Origin of the sequence: Methanocaldococcus indicus (assembly GCF_049554935.1) — an archaeon.
Lineage (GTDB): Archaea > AGJL01 > Methanococci > Methanococcales > Methanocaldococcaceae > Methanocaldococcus > Methanocaldococcus indicus.
Window position 1 is genome coordinate 26,927 of sequence record NZ_CP186926.1, and the last position, 15,007, is coordinate 41,933.

Genomic DNA, 15,007 nt, shown 5'->3' on the forward strand with positions numbered 1-15,007 from the left:
ATTTATTCTATTATTTTGAAAATTCCAATAAAATAATTATCTTTTTCTATAATTTCTAACTCAGTTTTTATATTAAACTCTTCTAAAATATATTTAAAATCTTCAATCCAATCATATACTCCACAACTTTTGCAAAAAATTCCTTCAAACTTAATATATATTTTATTATCTTCAATTTTTAATAACTCTGCTTTACTCTCAGGAGAATGATATTTATTGTATATATCCAAAGCTTTTAAAACTGTCTCTAACATACTTACCCAATATATTTCCTTTCATATCAATAATTATACAGCTAAATTTTATATTCCATCTATCCTCAGCTCTCTCAACAACTCTTTTAGCTATTATGTTAAAAATATCTTCTAATCTATTTCTTCCCTTTAAAATTTTTATTATCTCTTCTGTTGTATTTGCATACAGTATCTTTTTTAAATCATCTTTATCTAAAAATAATGATGAATAAGCTGTTAAAATCTCATTCCTTGCATCAGCTATTTTAGAGTGAGTATTATATATCCCCCCAGCTAATTTCACAATTTTTCCAGCATGTCCAAAAATTAAAATTTCTTTTACACATTTCTCTTCTGCTTTATCTAACATGAAATCCCAAAAATTAGAAACTTGAATAATTCTATCTTCATCTACATTAAAAAGTTTTTTTGCATACCTCTCTCCAATATTCCCAGGTGTGAAAATTAAGGATTTATAACCTTTTTTTAAAGCAATATCTATTTGAGGAACTAATGATTTTTTATATGCTTCATTGGACATTGGTTTAACTATTCCAGTTGTTCCAAGTATAGACAAACCTCCAACAATACCTAACTTAGGATTTAATGTTTTCTTTGCCAACTCTTCTCCTTTTGGTATTGAAATAGTAACTATAACTTTTTCATCATTATCTAAAAGAGTTAAAAGATTCCTTATTATCATCTTCTTTGGTTTTGGATTTATAGCTTTTTCACCTACAGGAACCTGCAAACCTTCCTTTGTTACAGTTCCTACTCCACTACCCCCTCTAATAATAACTTCTCTTTTACCTTTTTTTAGTTCAACTTCAACAATAATATCAATGCCATTAGTTATATCAATATCTTTTCCAGCAAATTTTTTAACTGTTGCCTTTGCTATATTCTTATCAATTTTCTCTATTTTTTCTATAGGAATAATTAGAATATCTCCTTTATTATTCTCTATCTTAACATATTCCAATTTTTTATTAAATTTTAAAAAATATAAAGCTGCATAAGCTCCAGCAGCAGCTGCTGAGCCTGTTGTATATCCATAAGTTTTTTCTTTTCTAAAATCATAAATCATCTTCTTCTCCTAAATCTCAATTTTTTTGTTATTAATGGAATTCTTTCAACCTCTAAACCATCAGATGTAGGATATCTTTCAGTTATATAAGCAGAGAATTTTATTGGAAATCTTTGTTTTTTCATCTCCTCAATAATGTCCTCTAAAATAAATGGATTCAAATAAATTTTATTATTATCTATTTCATAATCAATCTCATACTCTTCCAAAATCTCTTTAATTTCTTCTAAATCATCAATATTATCAAAAATCATCTCTCCTCTTAGTAAGAGACCTTCATCAGTTATAATTTCATAGTTTTTTGCTATATTTTCAGCTCTTCTAATTAGCCTATTTTTCATCTGTATAGCATCTTTTAGAACAGATGGACAAAAATGAATAAACATATCTCCATCAAAATTATTTATAACATAGAAAGCTGTTTCTTCACTACCTTTTATTGCATTACTTACATCATCCTTTGGATAAAATCCTCTTTTAATTAGTTCATTATAGTTAGTGTCTGAAAATTCTAATTCATTCATATTTAAGAAATCAGCTACACCATCTATTTTTTTAGCTAATTTTAAAATCTCTTTCTCCATTCCTGGGATAGAGGGAATTTCAACTCCTACACTATCTACATATTTTTTAGCTATTTCAATTTTTTTAACTAAATTATCTAAATATTTTTCATCAACTTTTTTATTAAAATATTTTGTTGGATGAATTCTTAACTCATCTAAATAATCTTTAAGTTTCTTTACATCATCTTCTTTTAAATTTTCAGTTGTATATAGATGAGAATGAAAATCATCAAACTCATTTTTAAGTGCCTTTAAATATTTTAATGTTCTATCAACTTTTAATAATGGATTACCTCCTGTAATTCCAACTCCTGTGGAGCTACAAAGCTTAGCCTCTTCTATAGCTTCATCAACAGAAGTAATTAATCTTTCATTGGCATATATAACATCTTTTTTTCTTCTTTTTTCTGAAAGAGGACAATAGTAGCAAGAACTTTCACATAAACCAGTTATAAATAAAACTAACTTTTCTCCTCTTATACATCTCTTACAACCTTCAGCTAATTTGGTATAGTTTTCTTCTAAATATTTCTCAATATCTTCAACTTTCATAATTTTCCACCTTTAAAATAAAAAATTTAAATATTTAAATATAAAATTAATTTAATTTATATATTCCTAAAAATAGATACACATATCCTAAAATTAGAGCTAAATAAGGAATATTAAAAACTCCTAAAATTAAGGCTATAAATGTTATAACCATAACTACCTTATTTTTTGATTTAGGATACCTAATATCTGAAATCATTAAGAGTCCTAAAAAAATTGATAAAAACAATAAAAAATAGGTATTCTTAATAAAATATTGTGTGCTAATTAAAATTAAAGCTGCTGCTGGGATAGGTAATCCTATAAATCCTTCTGTTTTTATTATGTTAAATCTTGCTAATCTTAACATCCCACATAATAAAAATATAATACATCCAATAAGTAGAATGTTGTTGTCATTATACAACAAATATGCTGGAGCTACACCAAAGCTTACAATATCTGATAAACTATCTAACTCTTTACCTAACTCAGAGACAGTATTTGTTTTTCTTGCAATATATCCATCTAATGCATCAAAGATAATAGCTAAATAAATTAAATTTGGAATCATATATATTATAGAGAGAAATCCACATATAGTGTTTAACATTGTTATATAGTCAGATATTGTTATTAACTTTTTTATGCTAAACATTCAACATCCACAAATATGTTCTTTTTCAAAGTCAAATACTAACTCTTTCTCATTACCATTTGTAATATATAATTTTCTTTCTTTTTTTACTTCTCCACACACCTCAGCAGTTATATTTACATCCTCTAAGATATTTTTTAGTTCTTTAATGTTCTCTTCTTTTGTTGTAAATACAAATCCACTACCTGGATATACTTTTAGCCAATGAACTAAATCTATATCCTCTGGTTTAGGAATCTTAGTTATATCAACTATTCCTCCTTTTTTTGAAACCTCTAACAACATTCCCAATGTTCCAATAGCCCCAGGATTACTAATATCTTTGCAAGAATTTGCCAACTTATTTTCAGCTATATCAACCATTGCATTTAATTGAGCTTTTATTAACTTTTTAGGTTTCATTGTAGTGGTGTCCCAATTTAATAAAAAAGATTTATAAATTCTTCCATCTAAATCATAGGCAAAAACAATTTTATCTCCAACCTTAGCAGAATCACTTCTTAACAGATAGTTTCTCTTAGCTATTCCTGTTATAGCAACATCTAACACATTACATTGGGCATCTGGATGAGTATGCCCTCCAACCATAGGAACTCCAAATTTTTTTATTCCATCTTTTACTCCATCTAAAACTTTCTTACATATATCTTTGTCTTTAATGCTAATTATGTTGGTCATTCCTAAACATCTTCCACCCATTGCAGCTATGTCCATACAATTAACTAAAACAGAACAATATCCTGCCCACCATGCATCTGCCTCTAACAACTTTCCCCATATACCATCAGCAGCTAATAATATAGCTGTTTTATCATCAATCCCAATTGCAGCTGCATCATCTCCATAATCAACAATTATGTCAAATTCATAATCTTCAAAATCAAAATCAAACTTTTTAATTATATCTTTAATTGCATATTTTCTTGTCAATCCTTCAAAGGTTTTTATTTCTCTAACAATATCTTTTAGATTCATACCCTCATCCCCAAACCATAAAAAATTAGAACAATCTAAAATAGTTTAAAATAACTTCAATAATTATAAAGCCAACAGTTGCACTTATTACATGCTCAGGCTTTATTTTAACTTTTGATATACTTTCATCCATATATCTAATTAAACCTGCACTTGTAGCTAATCCTACTTCTTCCCTTTTTTTACTCATGGTATCATCTCCTTAACCTTCTCAACTATTTCTTTTGCAACCTCTTTTTTACTACCACAAACTTTAATAATGTCATTATTTGTTATTAGATAACATTCTACAACATCTGAACCAAAATAATATTTACTTAAATCATTAGCTACTATCATATTTAACTTATATTTTTTAAGTCTTTCTTTTGCTCTTCTTATTAGCTCATCTTTACTAATATTGTATTCAGCTTTAAATCCAACTATTATTTTATTTTTATATTTCTTTCTTAATTCTTCTAATACTTTTGGAGCTCTTTTAAGTTTTAATATAATATTATCTTTATCTGATGATATTTTTCCTTCCATTTTCTCAGGAATAAAATCAGAGATAGCTGCTGGAACAATAATAGCATCAAAGTCCTTAGCCAACTCCAAAGATTTATTTAACATCTCATTAACAGTTAAAACTTTATGAACCTTTAAGTAATAAGGATAATCTCCTAAACCTTGAACAACTTCAACATAAAACTCCTTACTAAACTCTTCTGCAATAGCTTTTCCAAACTTTCCAGAGGATAGATTTGTTATAATCCTAACATTGTCAATAAACTCTGCTGTTGCACCATTTATAACTAAGACACTTTTTTTAGGTTTAACTCCAATAACATCTATACACTTCTTTACAACTTCTTTATAATCTGCTATCTTAGCTTTTCCTTCTTCTATTTTAGGTTTTATAATATAAAGGTTTTCATTCTTTTTTAGCTCATTTAAATGAGTCTCAATATTTTTAAGCATATTTATATGCATAGCAGGAACTATAATTGTTGGCTTATAATTCAAGAACATTAATGCAGTTGTAGTTAAAATATTATCTGCTATTTTAAGATTTATTTTGGATATTGTATTGGCTGTTGCAGGATAAATAACCAATAAATCAGCATTTTCATATAGATAAACATGTTCTGCCTTTTCTATATCTACATAAAATTCATCAGATGCAAATTTTAAAGCCTTCTCACCTACAATATTTAAAGCTTCTTTTGTAGCTATACAGTAGATATATGCACCATGTCTCTTTAATTCTCTCATTAGCTTTATACTTTCAATAGCTGATATAGAGGATGATACAGCAACAACAATTTTTTTATCTTTCAAATAACAACTTTTTACATCTAACATATTTAAATCACACTCAATTTTTAATACTAAAATAAAAACTTATAAATATGATTTAAAATTATCTTAATTTAAAAAGAAGGTGATTATAATGCAAATGGTTCCACCATCAGCTTATGATAGGGCTATAACAGTATTTAGTCCAGAGGGGAGATTATATCAAGTTGAATATGCAAGAGAAGCAGTAAGAAGAGGTACAACAGCTGTTGGAGTAACATGTAGAGATGGAGTGATATTGGCTGTGGATAGGAGAGTAAGTAGTAGATTAGTTAAAATTGAATCAATAGAGAAAATATTCCAAATTGATGACCATGTTGCAGCTGCAACTTCTGGATTAGTTGCTGATGCAAGAGTTCTTATTGATAGAGCAAGATTAGAAGCACAAATTTATAGATTAACTTATGGGGATGAGATACCAATAGAGTTGTTGGCTAAAAAAATCTGTGATATTAAACAAGCTTATACACAACATGGAGGAGTTAGACCCTTTGGTGTCTCCTTATTAATAGCTGGTTTAGATAAAAACAAATCAAGATTGTTTGAAACAGACCCAAGTGGTGCTTTAATTGAATATAAAGCAACAGCTATTGGTAGTGGAAGACCTATTGTTATGGAGTTGTTAGAGAAAGAGTATGATGATAACCTAACTATAAAAGATGGTTTGAAATTAGCTATTAAAGCATTAGTTAAAGCTAATGAAGAGATAAATCCAGAGAATATAGATGCTTGTACTATTGATACAGAAACTCAGACCTTTAAAAGAGTGAATTTAGAAGAAATTATAAAATTAGTTGAAGAATCTAAAAAAGAATTAGAGGAAGAGAAAAAAGCTAAAAATGAAAAAAGTGAAGAATAATCAATATATATAAATTAAAGAAATAGAAAAGTTTATATACTTCTTTTACTATTCCTATTTATGCAATTTGTGAGCCGCGGTAGTTCAGCCTGGGAGAACGCGGGACTGAAGATCCCGTTGTCGGGTGTTCAAATCACCCCCGCGGCACCATCTTTATGTGCCCCCATAGCTCAGTTGGTAGAGCGACGGACTGTTAATCCGTAGGTCGCAGGTTCGAGTCCTGCTGGGGGCGCCAATTTTATTTTTTATGTGGGCCCGTAGCTCAGCCTGGTCAGAGCGCTCGGCTCATAACCGAGTGGTCAAGGGTTCAAATCCCTTCGGGCCCACTTTTTTTGCTCCGGTGGTGTAGCCCGGCCAATCATGCGGGCCTTTCGAGCCCGCGACCCGGGTTCAAATCCCGGCCGGAGCACTATATATTTAGTTTTTATTTATTTCAATTGCAGGGGTCGCCAAGCCTGGCCAAAGGCGCCGGGCCTAGGACCCGGTCCCGAAGGGGTTCCGGGGTTCAAATCCCCGCCCCTGCACTATTATTTTTTGTGGCCGGGGTGGGGTAGTGGCCATCCTGGGGGACTGTGGATCCCCTGACCCGGGTTCAATTCCCGGTCCCGGCCCTTATTTTTAGCAAATACAAAAAAAGTAGTTATTAAAAATAACCAAATAATCCATATATTTATACATATAAATAAAAATAACAAAAATTTATTTTTTTGTTATAAATAAATAATTAACATTTAATTGCTTCTTCTGGAGCTCCTAATTTTTTTGGATGTGGTGCTTTAATTACAAAAAACTCTAAAATTTCATCATCCTTATTTTCAATAATCATCTTTGTGTTAAATGGAACATATACAATAGTTCCAGCTTCAAACTTGTTAGTTTCATCTTCTAATGTTAGTGTCATTGTTCCTCTTATTATTATCAGATGAACTCTTGAATTTGAATAATGGCATGGAACTTTTTCTCCTTTTGGTAGAACAATATGGTTTATTATAACATCATCAGTATTAACTAACTTCTCTACTAATTTCTTGTCAGCATTTAATGTGAATTTGTATGTCTTCATTTTTTATCACCTCAAATAATATAAAAATGTCTCATCATCAGCTAAGCAATGTATAATACTCTGTCTTAATCCAAAGTTGTTACATTTTTTTATTGTTTCTTTTTCAATAGAAATAATACTTTTTAACAACTCAACTATATCCTTATTTACAATATCTATTTTATCTAAGTTAATTGGAATATTGTATATTAATGATTTTTGATATAATTTATTTAAATGTTCATCTTGTTTTTTTGTCAAATCTTTCAAAAGTTTATTATCATATTCTTCCAAAGATTTAAATTTAGTAATTATCAGTAATTCAATCTTATATTTAATTATTTTATTTAGATTTTCTTCTATCATGATATCACATCTAAAAATAAAAATAAAATTAGAAAGTTATCCAACTAATCTTTTAATATCTTCATCAACTGTTGATATTTGTGAGATTCCAAACTTCTCAACTAAAACCTTTATTATATTTTCTGATAAGAATGCTGGTAATGTTGGACCTAATACAATATTTTTAACTCCTAAGTATAGTAGAGCTAAGAGGACTGCAACTGCCTTTTGTTCATACCAAGATATATTATAAGCTATTGGTAAGTCATTTATATCTTCTAAACCTAAAACTTCTTTGAGTTTTAGGGCTACAACTGCTAATGAATAGCTGTCATTACATTGTCCTGCATCTAAAACTCTTGGAATTCCATCTATATCTCCTAAATCTAACTTAATGAACCTATACTTAGCACATCCACATGTTAGGACAACAACATCCTTAGGTAGTTTTTTAACAAACTCTGTATAATACTCTCTTGTTCTATGTCTTCCATCACATCCAGCTACAACAACAAACTTTCTAATTTTTCCAGCTTTTATAGCTTCTATAATCTTATCTGCTAATGCTAAAACTTGGTTGTGAGCAAATCCACCAATAATCTTTCCACTTTCTAATGGTGTTGGAGGAGGACATTTTTTAGCATGTTCTATAACCTCTGAGAAATCTTTTTTACCATCTTTTTCGGGAATTCTCTTTAATCCTGGATAACCAACTTCATTAGTTACATAAACTCTATCTTTATAGCTATCCTTTGGAGGAACTAAACAGTTTGTAGTTACAACTATTGGACCATTAAACTTTTCAAACTCTTCTTTTTGTTTCCACCATGCATTTCCATAGTTTCCTTTGAAATGTTCATACTTCTTAAAGAATGGATAATAATGAGCTGGTAACATTTCACAGTGTGTATATACATCTACACCAGTTCCCTTAGTTTGTTCTAAGAGTTCTTCTAAATCTTTTAAATCATGCCCAGTTATCAAAATTCCTGGATTGTTTCCTACTTCTAAACTAACCTCTGTTATTTCAGGATGTCCATAAGTCTCAGTATTTGCCTTGTCTAATAAAGCTAATGTTTCAACAGCATATTTTCCTGTCTCTAATGCCAAATTAAAGAGTTCATCAGCATCTTTTGAATCAACTAATTTTGTGAAAGCTCTTATTATAAATTTGTGTATTTCTTCATTGTTGTAGTTTAATCTCATTGCATGTGTTAAATATGCTCCAATTCCTTTAATTCCATAAGTAATAAGTTCTTTTAAAGCTCTTATATCCTCATCTTTTTCAGATAAAACACCTACAACTTCTGGCTTGGCAAATTCTAACATTTCTTTTTCATCTTTACAAATAAACTTAGCACATTCTGGGAGTTCTTCTTTATTTAAGTTAGTTTTTTCTATTATTTCCTCTCTTAATTCAATTCCTTTCTTTATATAGTTAATAACATCATCTTTATCAAAATTCACATTAGTTATTGTAACAAATAATGCCTTTGGAATATAGTCCATTACTTTATTATCTAAATAATTGGATTTTTCACAAACATAGCATAATCCTTTTATAGTATAAATTAATAAATCTTGTAGGTTTGCAACTTCTGGCTCTTTACCACAAACACCTATTGTATCACAACCTACATTTCTTGCAGCCTCTTGGCATTGGAAACAAAACATCTTCATTTTTTCACCAAAAATCACTTTTGTATTTATTATTGTTTAATTATTACTATTTAAAGTTATTTGAGAAAAATTGAGCTAAAATAAGAACAATAATTATCCAATATTTTGACTAGAGAAGATGCAATTTTTAATAAAAATAATAAAAATAGTAATACTTAGTTAATTAAGTTGTAGTATGCATTTTCAGCTTTTTCATAGATATCATCTTCATCTAAATTAACAAATTTTCCATCATCTAAAACTATTTCCCCATTTATTATAGAATAATCAACAAATCCATTAAAAGCATATACTAAGTGAGAGTTTATATTTTCTTTTGGATATAAAAATGGTTTGTCTAACTTAATTAATACCATATCAGCTAAATTACCCTCTTTTATTTCTCCTGCTTTTATACCTAATGCTATAGCTCCATTTTTAGTAGCAAAATTAAAAGCCTCCTCAGCTTTTATAACAGTTGGATTTAAATTAACTCCTTTATGTAAAATAGCTGTTGTCTTTATTTCCTCAAAAAGGTTTAGATTGTTGTTACTACCACATCCATCAGTTCCTAATGTTATATTTATTCCTTCATTCAAAAGTTTTGGAATTGGTGCTATTCCAGAAGCTAATTTTAAGTTACTTATTGGATTATGAGAGATATGAATATTTTTGTTTTTTATAATGTCAATTTCATTCTCAGTTAGATGAACACAATGGGCAGCTATAACTCTAACCTCATCAAAGAAATTAAATGAATTTAAATATTCAATAGGGACCATTCCTGTTTTTTCTTTAATTGTATTTATTTCATCAATAGTTTCATTTAAATGGATATGTATTGGAACATTGTATTTCTTAGCTAAATTATTAACCTCTAATAATAACTCTTTTGAGCAAGTATAGGGAGCATGAGGACCTAAAACAGGATAAATCCTATCATTTTTTAAATTTTTAATATAGTTTATATAGTATTCTGCTTTTTTTAACTCTTTTTCTCTTCTTTCTTCATCAAATAAATCAATCATTCCATAAGCTAAAAAAGCTCTTATACCACATTCTTCAACTGCTTTAATTATTCCCTCTAAGTAAAAATACATATCATTAAAGGTAGTTGTTCCTGTTTTTATCATCTCTACACATCCTAAGAGAGTTCCATAATAGACAATTTTCTCATTTAGTTTAGCTTCTAATGGCCAAATGTAGTTATTTAGCCACTCCATTAAAGGTAAGTCATCAGCTACTCCCCTAAAAAGAGTCATTGGTATGTGAGTATGAGTATTTATCAGTCCTGGGATTGCTATCATATTTGAGCCATCTATAACAATATCATTCTTCTCCTTAACATCTCCAATCTTAGATATTTTATTACCTTCTATAAGAATATCTTGCCTCTTACCATTTACAAAAACATTTTTAATAGTTATCATTTATATCCCCCAAATTTATAAATTAAAATTGTTTGATAAAAAGAGTAATAAAAAAATAGTGCGTCAGTTCGCCCATCAATCATCATAAATCAGCAGCTACTCCGTTCATCATCCGCAGTTTTAAAATATAAAATCTTATGCTATATATACTTTTTTGGTAGGAAAAGTTAGACATCTTAAAAAAGCGTTTTTAAAGTTTCCATATATTATATTTAGTTTTCATTCTTGTTTTAATAGACTAACGATTTAAACTCTTGGTGTTCATCCTTATTTTATATCTAAACTCCTACAAATATCTTCCATTTATTATCTCATTAATTACAAAGAACAACAAATTTTTATAATTTTCTAACAATCTCTTTTAAAATGTTCAATTTTGCTAATTCTTCCAAAACTTCAACTTTTACATATGCTTCTTTTAAGTCTTTACCTAAGCACACAACTCCATGGTTTTTTAGTATAAGAACTTCTTCATCTTTTTTACTTACTGCTTTAGCTAATTCTAAGCTTCCAGCAGGATAATAATCAACATATCCAATCTTTTTTAGGAAAATTTTACCTTCAGGAGTTAAAAGTTCTATATCTTTATTGATTATTGAAAGAAATGTAGATATTAATGAATGAGTGTGAATAATTGCATTAATATTTTTTTTATTTCTATAAATTTCTAAGTGCATATTTATTTCTGATGAAGGTTTTCCTTTTATTACATTTCCATTTAAATCTACAATAGCTATATCTTCCTCTTTTAAAAGTCCTAAAATTGAGCCAGTTGGTGTAATATATACTTTATCATCTATCTTTATTGAGACATTACCTCCACTACCAACAACATACTTTCTATTGTATAATAGTTGGCATATTTTTATAAACTCATTTATTCTATCTTTTAACATAATTTTCACATCAATTTATATATTAATATAATAACTGCAATATACAAAATAATTGTAAATAATCCTAAAAAAGTTAAGATATATCTAATTAATTTTAGATTCCTTTTAAAATCATCCATAATTTTTATGTATGAGGCTGCAATAACAATTAAATTCTTTTTAAGAATTTCTTCATTTTTTTTAGTTAGTTCTTCTTCAAATTTTTCTAATTTGATATCAACTCTTTTCTCCAATTCTAAAATTTTTTTATTTAAAAGTTCAATCTGCTCTTTTATATCATCATCCATAATTATCAGCTTTTTATATCAAATACCAAAGGAATTATCTCATCAATTGTTTTAACAGGAATAATTTCTATTCCTTCTGTATCTATAACATCTATTATATTTGCTTCTGGAATTATTACTCTTTTAAATCCATATCTCTTAGCCGCCTCTATTTTCTCATTTACTCCTCCTATTGCTAATACATTACCACTTAAATCTAAACTTCCTGTTATAGCAAAATCTTGCTTTAATGGGATATTTAATAGAGCAGATATTGTAGCTAAACAAACAGCTGCTGTTGCAGAATCTCCATCTATCTTATTGTAAGATTGGCTAAATTGAATATATATTTCTTTATTATTTAAATCTATATCCTTTTTAGGGAATGGTAATTTTCCTTCACTAATAAGTTTTTTAGATAATGCTGATGCTAATGTTATTGAGTGTTTTGCAATATCTCCTGAGATATTTAATAAATGAGTTCCAGGATTTTTGGAGTCTAATATTTGAACTATTATCTTAGTTACATCCCCAATTCCTCCAGCTCCTAAAACAGCTAATCCATAGATAACTCCAACCTTTGGAGTATCATTTGGAACAATATGTTTATATCTTTTAATATTTTTGATATAGTTAATAGCCACTTGTTTCTCCATACTATAAATTCCAGAGTCAAATACCTTTCTAACATGTTCAGCTTTAATAATAACTCCTTCTTTCTTTTTCTCTGCTTTATAATCTTTATCATCTACCTTTTTTAGTATATCCTCAATTTCCTTTCCTAATGCTAAGTCATTTGCCATCTTTATAATATTTGCCAACAACCTCAATCTTAAAGTTAATTTATCTTTTGAACCTGCAAGATATTGGGCTATTCTTACAATTTCACAACAAGCTTCATAATCCATTGGACATAATTTATTATTTTCAATTTCTTGGACTATAAACTGTAAAATTTTATCTCTATTTTCTAATGTATTGTCCATTTTATCTTTTAAAACTATTTTATAATCTATTCTATCTAACAATGGAGCTCTTAAATTATAAACATCATCCATATTTCCAGACATTATTAATATGAAATCACATGGAATAGGATTGGTTTCAACAGTTGCCCCAGAAGAGTTAGGATTTCTTCCACTTATTGGTAATTTTTTATCTTGAAGAGCTGTTAAAATATAATCTTGCACTTCTAATGGCATAGTTTTAATTTCATCTACATATAAAATTCCTCTATGAGCTTCATGAACAGCTCCTAATATAATTCTCTTATGGGGTGGTGTTCCTAATGGTGGCCTTCCACCAAGAGGACAGTGTTTTATATCCCCTAACAATCTTGTGACATTGTATGCACTTGCCTTAACAAGAGGTCTTTTTTTACATTCATATAAAAGAACAGGTTTCAAATCAGCTGGATTTATTTGATTTGACATAGCTCCTTTTGAAGCTCCTAAGATAGTAGTTAAAATTATTACAAATCCAAATATTAAGACTATCATAGATATAGCTGTTACAGTTGCTAATAAATGCTCAGTTGGAATAAATCTCATAAAATACTGAACTCCAAAAATTGCTGCTATCATTATTAAAATAAATGTTAAAGAGTTAGGTGTTTTAATATCAATTTTAGGAATATCTTTTTCTTTTTCTTTATATTCACCATCTTTAACTTCAACAATAGGCCTCTCCATATTTTTTAAATTTGGCTTTGCAATGACATAATAGGGTGTAAATTCACCAAAATCTTGTAAAATTTCACCAACTGCCTTAACTAACATTGATTTACCTACTCCTGGCTCTCCTAAAAGAATAACATTTCTCTTATTTTTTACGGCTGATAAAACTATCCTTACAGCCTCATCTTGTCCAATTACTTGGTCTATTAATCTTGGAGATGGTTTGGGCAATTCTAAGGTTGTTTTAAATTTAGTAGAAAACATACTATCTCACACTATATAATTATATTTTGAAATTTTAATTTTAAAAATACTAAACTTTATTTATATACATAATATTGATTAAATAGATTACGGTATATATTTTAGGTGCATGGACTATGGATGTATTTAAATTTATAGAAAAAGAACCTTCAAAGAAAGAGGTATTTGAACTATTCTATACAGAAGATATTCATGATTTATTTAAAGTTGCAGATATTTTAAGAAAGAGGATAGTTGGAGATATAGTCACTTATGTGGTTAATAGAAATATAAACTTTACAAATATCTGTGTAAATAATTGTAGGTTTTGTGCTTTTAGAGTCAATGAAAATGATAAAAATGCATATTTTTTAGATATTGATGAGATTGTTAAGAAAGCTGTTGAAGCTAAAAGATTTGGATGTACAGAAGTGTGTATTCAGAGTGGATTACATCCAAAAATTGATACTTACTTTCAGGCTGAAATTTTAAAAAGAATTAAAGAAAAAGTAAATATTCATATACATGCATTTTCTCCTATGGAAATAAAATTTGCAGCTGAAAATTCAGGTTTAACTATTGAGGAGGCTCTCAAAATATTAAAAGAGAGTGGATTAGACAGCATTCCTGGGACAGCAGCTGAGATTTTAGTAGATGATGTTAGAGAAATAATATGTCCAAATAAAATAAAAACAAGAGAATGGATTTCTATAATTAAAAAAGCTCATAAATTAGGAATTCCCTCAACATCTACCATAATGTATGGACATATTGAAGATTATAAAGATATTGTTGAACACCTTTTCATTATTAAGGATATCCAGGAAGAAACCAAAGGTTTTACTGAGTTTGTGCCTTTATCATTCATTTATGAGAATTCACCAATTTACAGAGAGGGTTTAGCAAGAGATGGAGCAACAGGGATAGAAGATTTAAAAATTTATGCTATAAGCAGAATATTATTCAGAGAAAAATTAAAGAATATACAGGCATCTTGGGTTAAATTAGGAAAAAAGATGGTTCAAATTGCTTTAAGATGTGGGGCTAATGATGTTGGGGGAACATTAATGGAGGAAAATATTTCTAAAAGTGCAGGAGTAAAGTTTAGAGAATATATGAGTGTTGAGGAAATTAGGAATATGATAAAAAGAATAAATTTAATTCCAAAGCAAAGAACTACACTTTATGAGATTATAGAGTGAA

At 28.5% G+C, this 15,007-nt stretch carries 16 protein-coding genes and 6 tRNA genes; 8 read left to right on the forward strand and 14 right to left on the reverse strand.

All coding sequences use genetic code 11. The features are described 5' to 3' along the window. Positions 1 to 2 precede the first annotated feature (2 nt). The 7 genes from ACPB8Q_RS00175 to coaBC are packed head-to-tail and all read right to left on the reverse strand — an operon-like array spanning position 3 to position 5,394. The gene (locus tag ACPB8Q_RS00175) at positions 3 to 254 is read right to left on the reverse strand and encodes a hypothetical protein (RefSeq protein WP_423792661.1); all 252 of its coding nucleotides are present in this window, start codon (positions 252 to 254) and stop codon (positions 3 to 5) included. Further along, on the reverse strand, positions 214 to 1,320 hold the full coding sequence (gene cbiD, locus ACPB8Q_RS00180; RefSeq protein WP_423792662.1) for a cobalt-precorrin-5B (C(1))-methyltransferase: 1,107 nt from the start codon (positions 1,318 to 1,320) through the stop codon (positions 214 to 216). The genes ACPB8Q_RS00175 and cbiD overlap by 41 nt, the downstream gene beginning before the upstream one ends. After that, the gene (locus tag ACPB8Q_RS00185; protein WP_423792663.1) at positions 1,317 to 2,438 is read right to left on the reverse strand and encodes a radical SAM protein; all 1,122 of its coding nucleotides are present in this window, start codon (positions 2,436 to 2,438) and stop codon (positions 1,317 to 1,319) included. The genes cbiD and ACPB8Q_RS00185 overlap by 4 nt, the downstream gene beginning before the upstream one ends. A gap of 46 nt (positions 2,439 to 2,484) precedes the next feature. Then, positions 2,485 to 3,075: a CDP-alcohol phosphatidyltransferase family protein gene (pssA, locus tag ACPB8Q_RS00190; protein ID WP_423792664.1), complete on the reverse strand. Its 591-nt coding sequence runs from the start codon at positions 3,073 to 3,075 to the stop codon at positions 2,485 to 2,487. After that, the gene (locus tag ACPB8Q_RS00195) at positions 3,076 to 4,050 is read right to left on the reverse strand and encodes a methanogenesis marker 2 protein (RefSeq protein WP_423792665.1); all 975 of its coding nucleotides are present in this window, start codon (positions 4,048 to 4,050) and stop codon (positions 3,076 to 3,078) included. It abuts the gene before it with no gap. 25 nt (positions 4,051 to 4,075) lie between these two features. Beyond that, entirely contained in the window at positions 4,076 to 4,240 is a 165-nt protein-coding gene (locus tag ACPB8Q_RS00200) for a preprotein translocase subunit Sec61beta (protein WP_423792666.1), read from the reverse strand. Further along, on the reverse strand, positions 4,237 to 5,394 hold the full coding sequence (gene coaBC, locus ACPB8Q_RS00205; RefSeq protein ID WP_423792667.1) for a bifunctional phosphopantothenoylcysteine decarboxylase/phosphopantothenate--cysteine ligase CoaBC: 1,158 nt from the start codon (positions 5,392 to 5,394) through the stop codon (positions 4,237 to 4,239). The genes ACPB8Q_RS00200 and coaBC overlap by 4 nt, the downstream gene beginning before the upstream one ends. 85 nt (positions 5,395 to 5,479) lie before the next feature. Between coaBC and psmA the strand changes: the two genes are divergently transcribed. From psmA to ACPB8Q_RS00240, 7 genes are all read left to right on the forward strand, one after another. After that, positions 5,480 to 6,247 carry an archaeal proteasome endopeptidase complex subunit alpha gene (gene psmA / locus ACPB8Q_RS00210; RefSeq protein WP_423793447.1) on the forward strand — a complete coding sequence of 256 codons (768 nt, stop codon included), beginning with the start codon at positions 5,480 to 5,482 and terminating at the stop codon, positions 6,245 to 6,247. Positions 6,248 to 6,320: 73 nt separating this feature from the next. Next, a tRNA-Phe gene (locus tag ACPB8Q_RS00215) sits at positions 6,321 to 6,397 on the forward strand. A 9-nt stretch (positions 6,398 to 6,406) separates the two neighbouring features. Further along, positions 6,407 to 6,482: transfer RNA gene (locus ACPB8Q_RS00220), tRNA-Asn, on the forward strand. 16 nt (positions 6,483 to 6,498) lie between these two features. Continuing rightward, positions 6,499 to 6,573 (forward strand) — tRNA-Ile (locus ACPB8Q_RS00225). Positions 6,574 to 6,581: 8 nt separating this feature from the next. Continuing rightward, positions 6,582 to 6,656 (forward strand) — tRNA-Glu (locus tag ACPB8Q_RS00230). A 30-nt stretch (positions 6,657 to 6,686) separates the two neighbouring features. Further along, a tRNA-Leu gene (locus ACPB8Q_RS00235) sits at positions 6,687 to 6,771 on the forward strand. 15 nt (positions 6,772 to 6,786) lie between these two features. Beyond that, a tRNA-His gene (locus ACPB8Q_RS00240) sits at positions 6,787 to 6,858 on the forward strand. Positions 6,859 to 6,971: 113 nt separating this feature from the next. On the opposite strand, the gene ACPB8Q_RS00245 is transcribed toward ACPB8Q_RS00240, so the two are convergent. From ACPB8Q_RS00245 to lonB, 7 genes are all read right to left on the reverse strand, one after another. Beyond that, positions 6,972 to 7,310 carry a cupin domain-containing protein gene (locus tag ACPB8Q_RS00245; protein ID WP_423792668.1) on the reverse strand — a complete coding sequence of 113 codons (339 nt, stop codon included), beginning with the start codon at positions 7,308 to 7,310 and terminating at the stop codon, positions 6,972 to 6,974. Positions 7,311 to 7,316: 6 nt separating this feature from the next. After that, positions 7,317 to 7,655 (reverse strand): hypothetical protein, encoded by a 339-nt coding sequence (locus ACPB8Q_RS00250; protein WP_423792669.1) that lies wholly within the window; start codon positions 7,653 to 7,655, stop codon positions 7,317 to 7,319. Between the two features lie 36 nt (positions 7,656 to 7,691). Further along, complete coding sequence (hcp, locus tag ACPB8Q_RS00255) at positions 7,692 to 9,308, reverse strand: hydroxylamine reductase (protein WP_423793448.1); 1,617 nt, start codon at positions 9,306 to 9,308, stop codon at positions 7,692 to 7,694. Positions 9,309 to 9,469: 161 nt separating this feature from the next. Next, entirely contained in the window at positions 9,470 to 10,723 is a 1,254-nt protein-coding gene (gene dadD, locus ACPB8Q_RS00260) for a multifunctional 5'-deoxyadenosine/S-adenosyl-L-homocysteine/5'-methylthioadenosine deaminase (RefSeq protein ID WP_423792670.1), read from the reverse strand. A 338-nt stretch (positions 10,724 to 11,061) separates the two neighbouring features. After that, complete coding sequence (gene fucA, locus ACPB8Q_RS00265) at positions 11,062 to 11,619, reverse strand: L-fuculose phosphate aldolase (protein WP_423792671.1); 558 nt, start codon at positions 11,617 to 11,619, stop codon at positions 11,062 to 11,064. Between the two features lie 5 nt (positions 11,620 to 11,624). Further along, a complete protein-coding gene (locus ACPB8Q_RS00270) occupies positions 11,625 to 11,906 on the reverse strand; it encodes a hypothetical protein (RefSeq protein WP_423792672.1) in 282 nt (93 codons plus the stop codon). Between the two features lie 5 nt (positions 11,907 to 11,911). Then, a complete protein-coding gene (lonB, locus tag ACPB8Q_RS00275; RefSeq protein WP_423792673.1) occupies positions 11,912 to 13,825 on the reverse strand; it encodes an ATP-dependent protease Lon in 1,914 nt (637 codons plus the stop codon). Positions 13,826 to 13,941: 116 nt separating this feature from the next. On the opposite strand from lonB, the gene cofH reads away from it, so the two are divergent. Further along, entirely contained in the window at positions 13,942 to 15,006 is a 1,065-nt protein-coding gene (cofH, locus tag ACPB8Q_RS00280) for a 7,8-didemethyl-8-hydroxy-5-deazariboflavin synthase subunit CofH (RefSeq protein ID WP_423792674.1), read from the forward strand. The last annotated feature ends 1 nt before the right edge of the window (position 15,007 follow it).

Coding starts and splice junctions, on each gene's coding strand:
- ACPB8Q_RS00175 (WP_423792661.1), bottom strand. CDS start 254: ATGTTAGAGACAGTTTTAAAAGCTTTGGATATATACAATAAATATCAT.
- cbiD (WP_423792662.1), bottom strand. CDS start 1,320: ATGATTTATGATTTTAGAAAAGAAAAAACTTATGGATATACAACAGGC.
- ACPB8Q_RS00185 (WP_423792663.1), bottom strand. CDS start 2,438: ATGAAAGTTGAAGATATTGAGAAATATTTAGAAGAAAACTATACCAAA.
- pssA (WP_423792664.1), bottom strand. CDS start 3,075: ATGTTTAGCATAAAAAAGTTAATAACAATATCTGACTATATAACAATG.
- ACPB8Q_RS00195 (WP_423792665.1), bottom strand. CDS start 4,050: ATGAATCTAAAAGATATTGTTAGAGAAATAAAAACCTTTGAAGGATTG.
- ACPB8Q_RS00200 (WP_423792666.1), bottom strand. CDS start 4,240: ATGAGTAAAAAAAGGGAAGAAGTAGGATTAGCTACAAGTGCAGGTTTA.
- coaBC (WP_423792667.1), bottom strand. CDS start 5,394: ATGTTAGATGTAAAAAGTTGTTATTTGAAAGATAAAAAAATTGTTGTT.
- ACPB8Q_RS00245 (WP_423792668.1), bottom strand. CDS start 7,310: ATGAAGACATACAAATTCACATTAAATGCTGACAAGAAATTAGTAGAG.
- ACPB8Q_RS00250 (WP_423792669.1), bottom strand. CDS start 7,655: ATGATAGAAGAAAATCTAAATAAAATAATTAAATATAAGATTGAATTA.
- hcp (WP_423793448.1), bottom strand. CDS start 9,308: ATGTTTTGTTTCCAATGCCAAGAGGCTGCAAGAAATGTAGGTTGTGAT.
- dadD (WP_423792670.1), bottom strand. CDS start 10,723: ATGATAACTATTAAAAATGTTTTTGTAAATGGTAAGAGGCAAGATATT.
- fucA (WP_423792671.1), bottom strand. CDS start 11,619: ATGTTAAAAGATAGAATAAATGAGTTTATAAAAATATGCCAACTATTA.
- ACPB8Q_RS00270 (WP_423792672.1), bottom strand. CDS start 11,906: ATGGATGATGATATAAAAGAGCAGATTGAACTTTTAAATAAAAAAATT.
- lonB (WP_423792673.1), bottom strand. CDS start 13,825: ATGTTTTCTACTAAATTTAAAACAACCTTAGAATTGCCCAAACCATCT.
- cofH (WP_423792674.1), top strand. CDS start 13,942: ATGGATGTATTTAAATTTATAGAAAAAGAACCTTCAAAGAAAGAGGTA.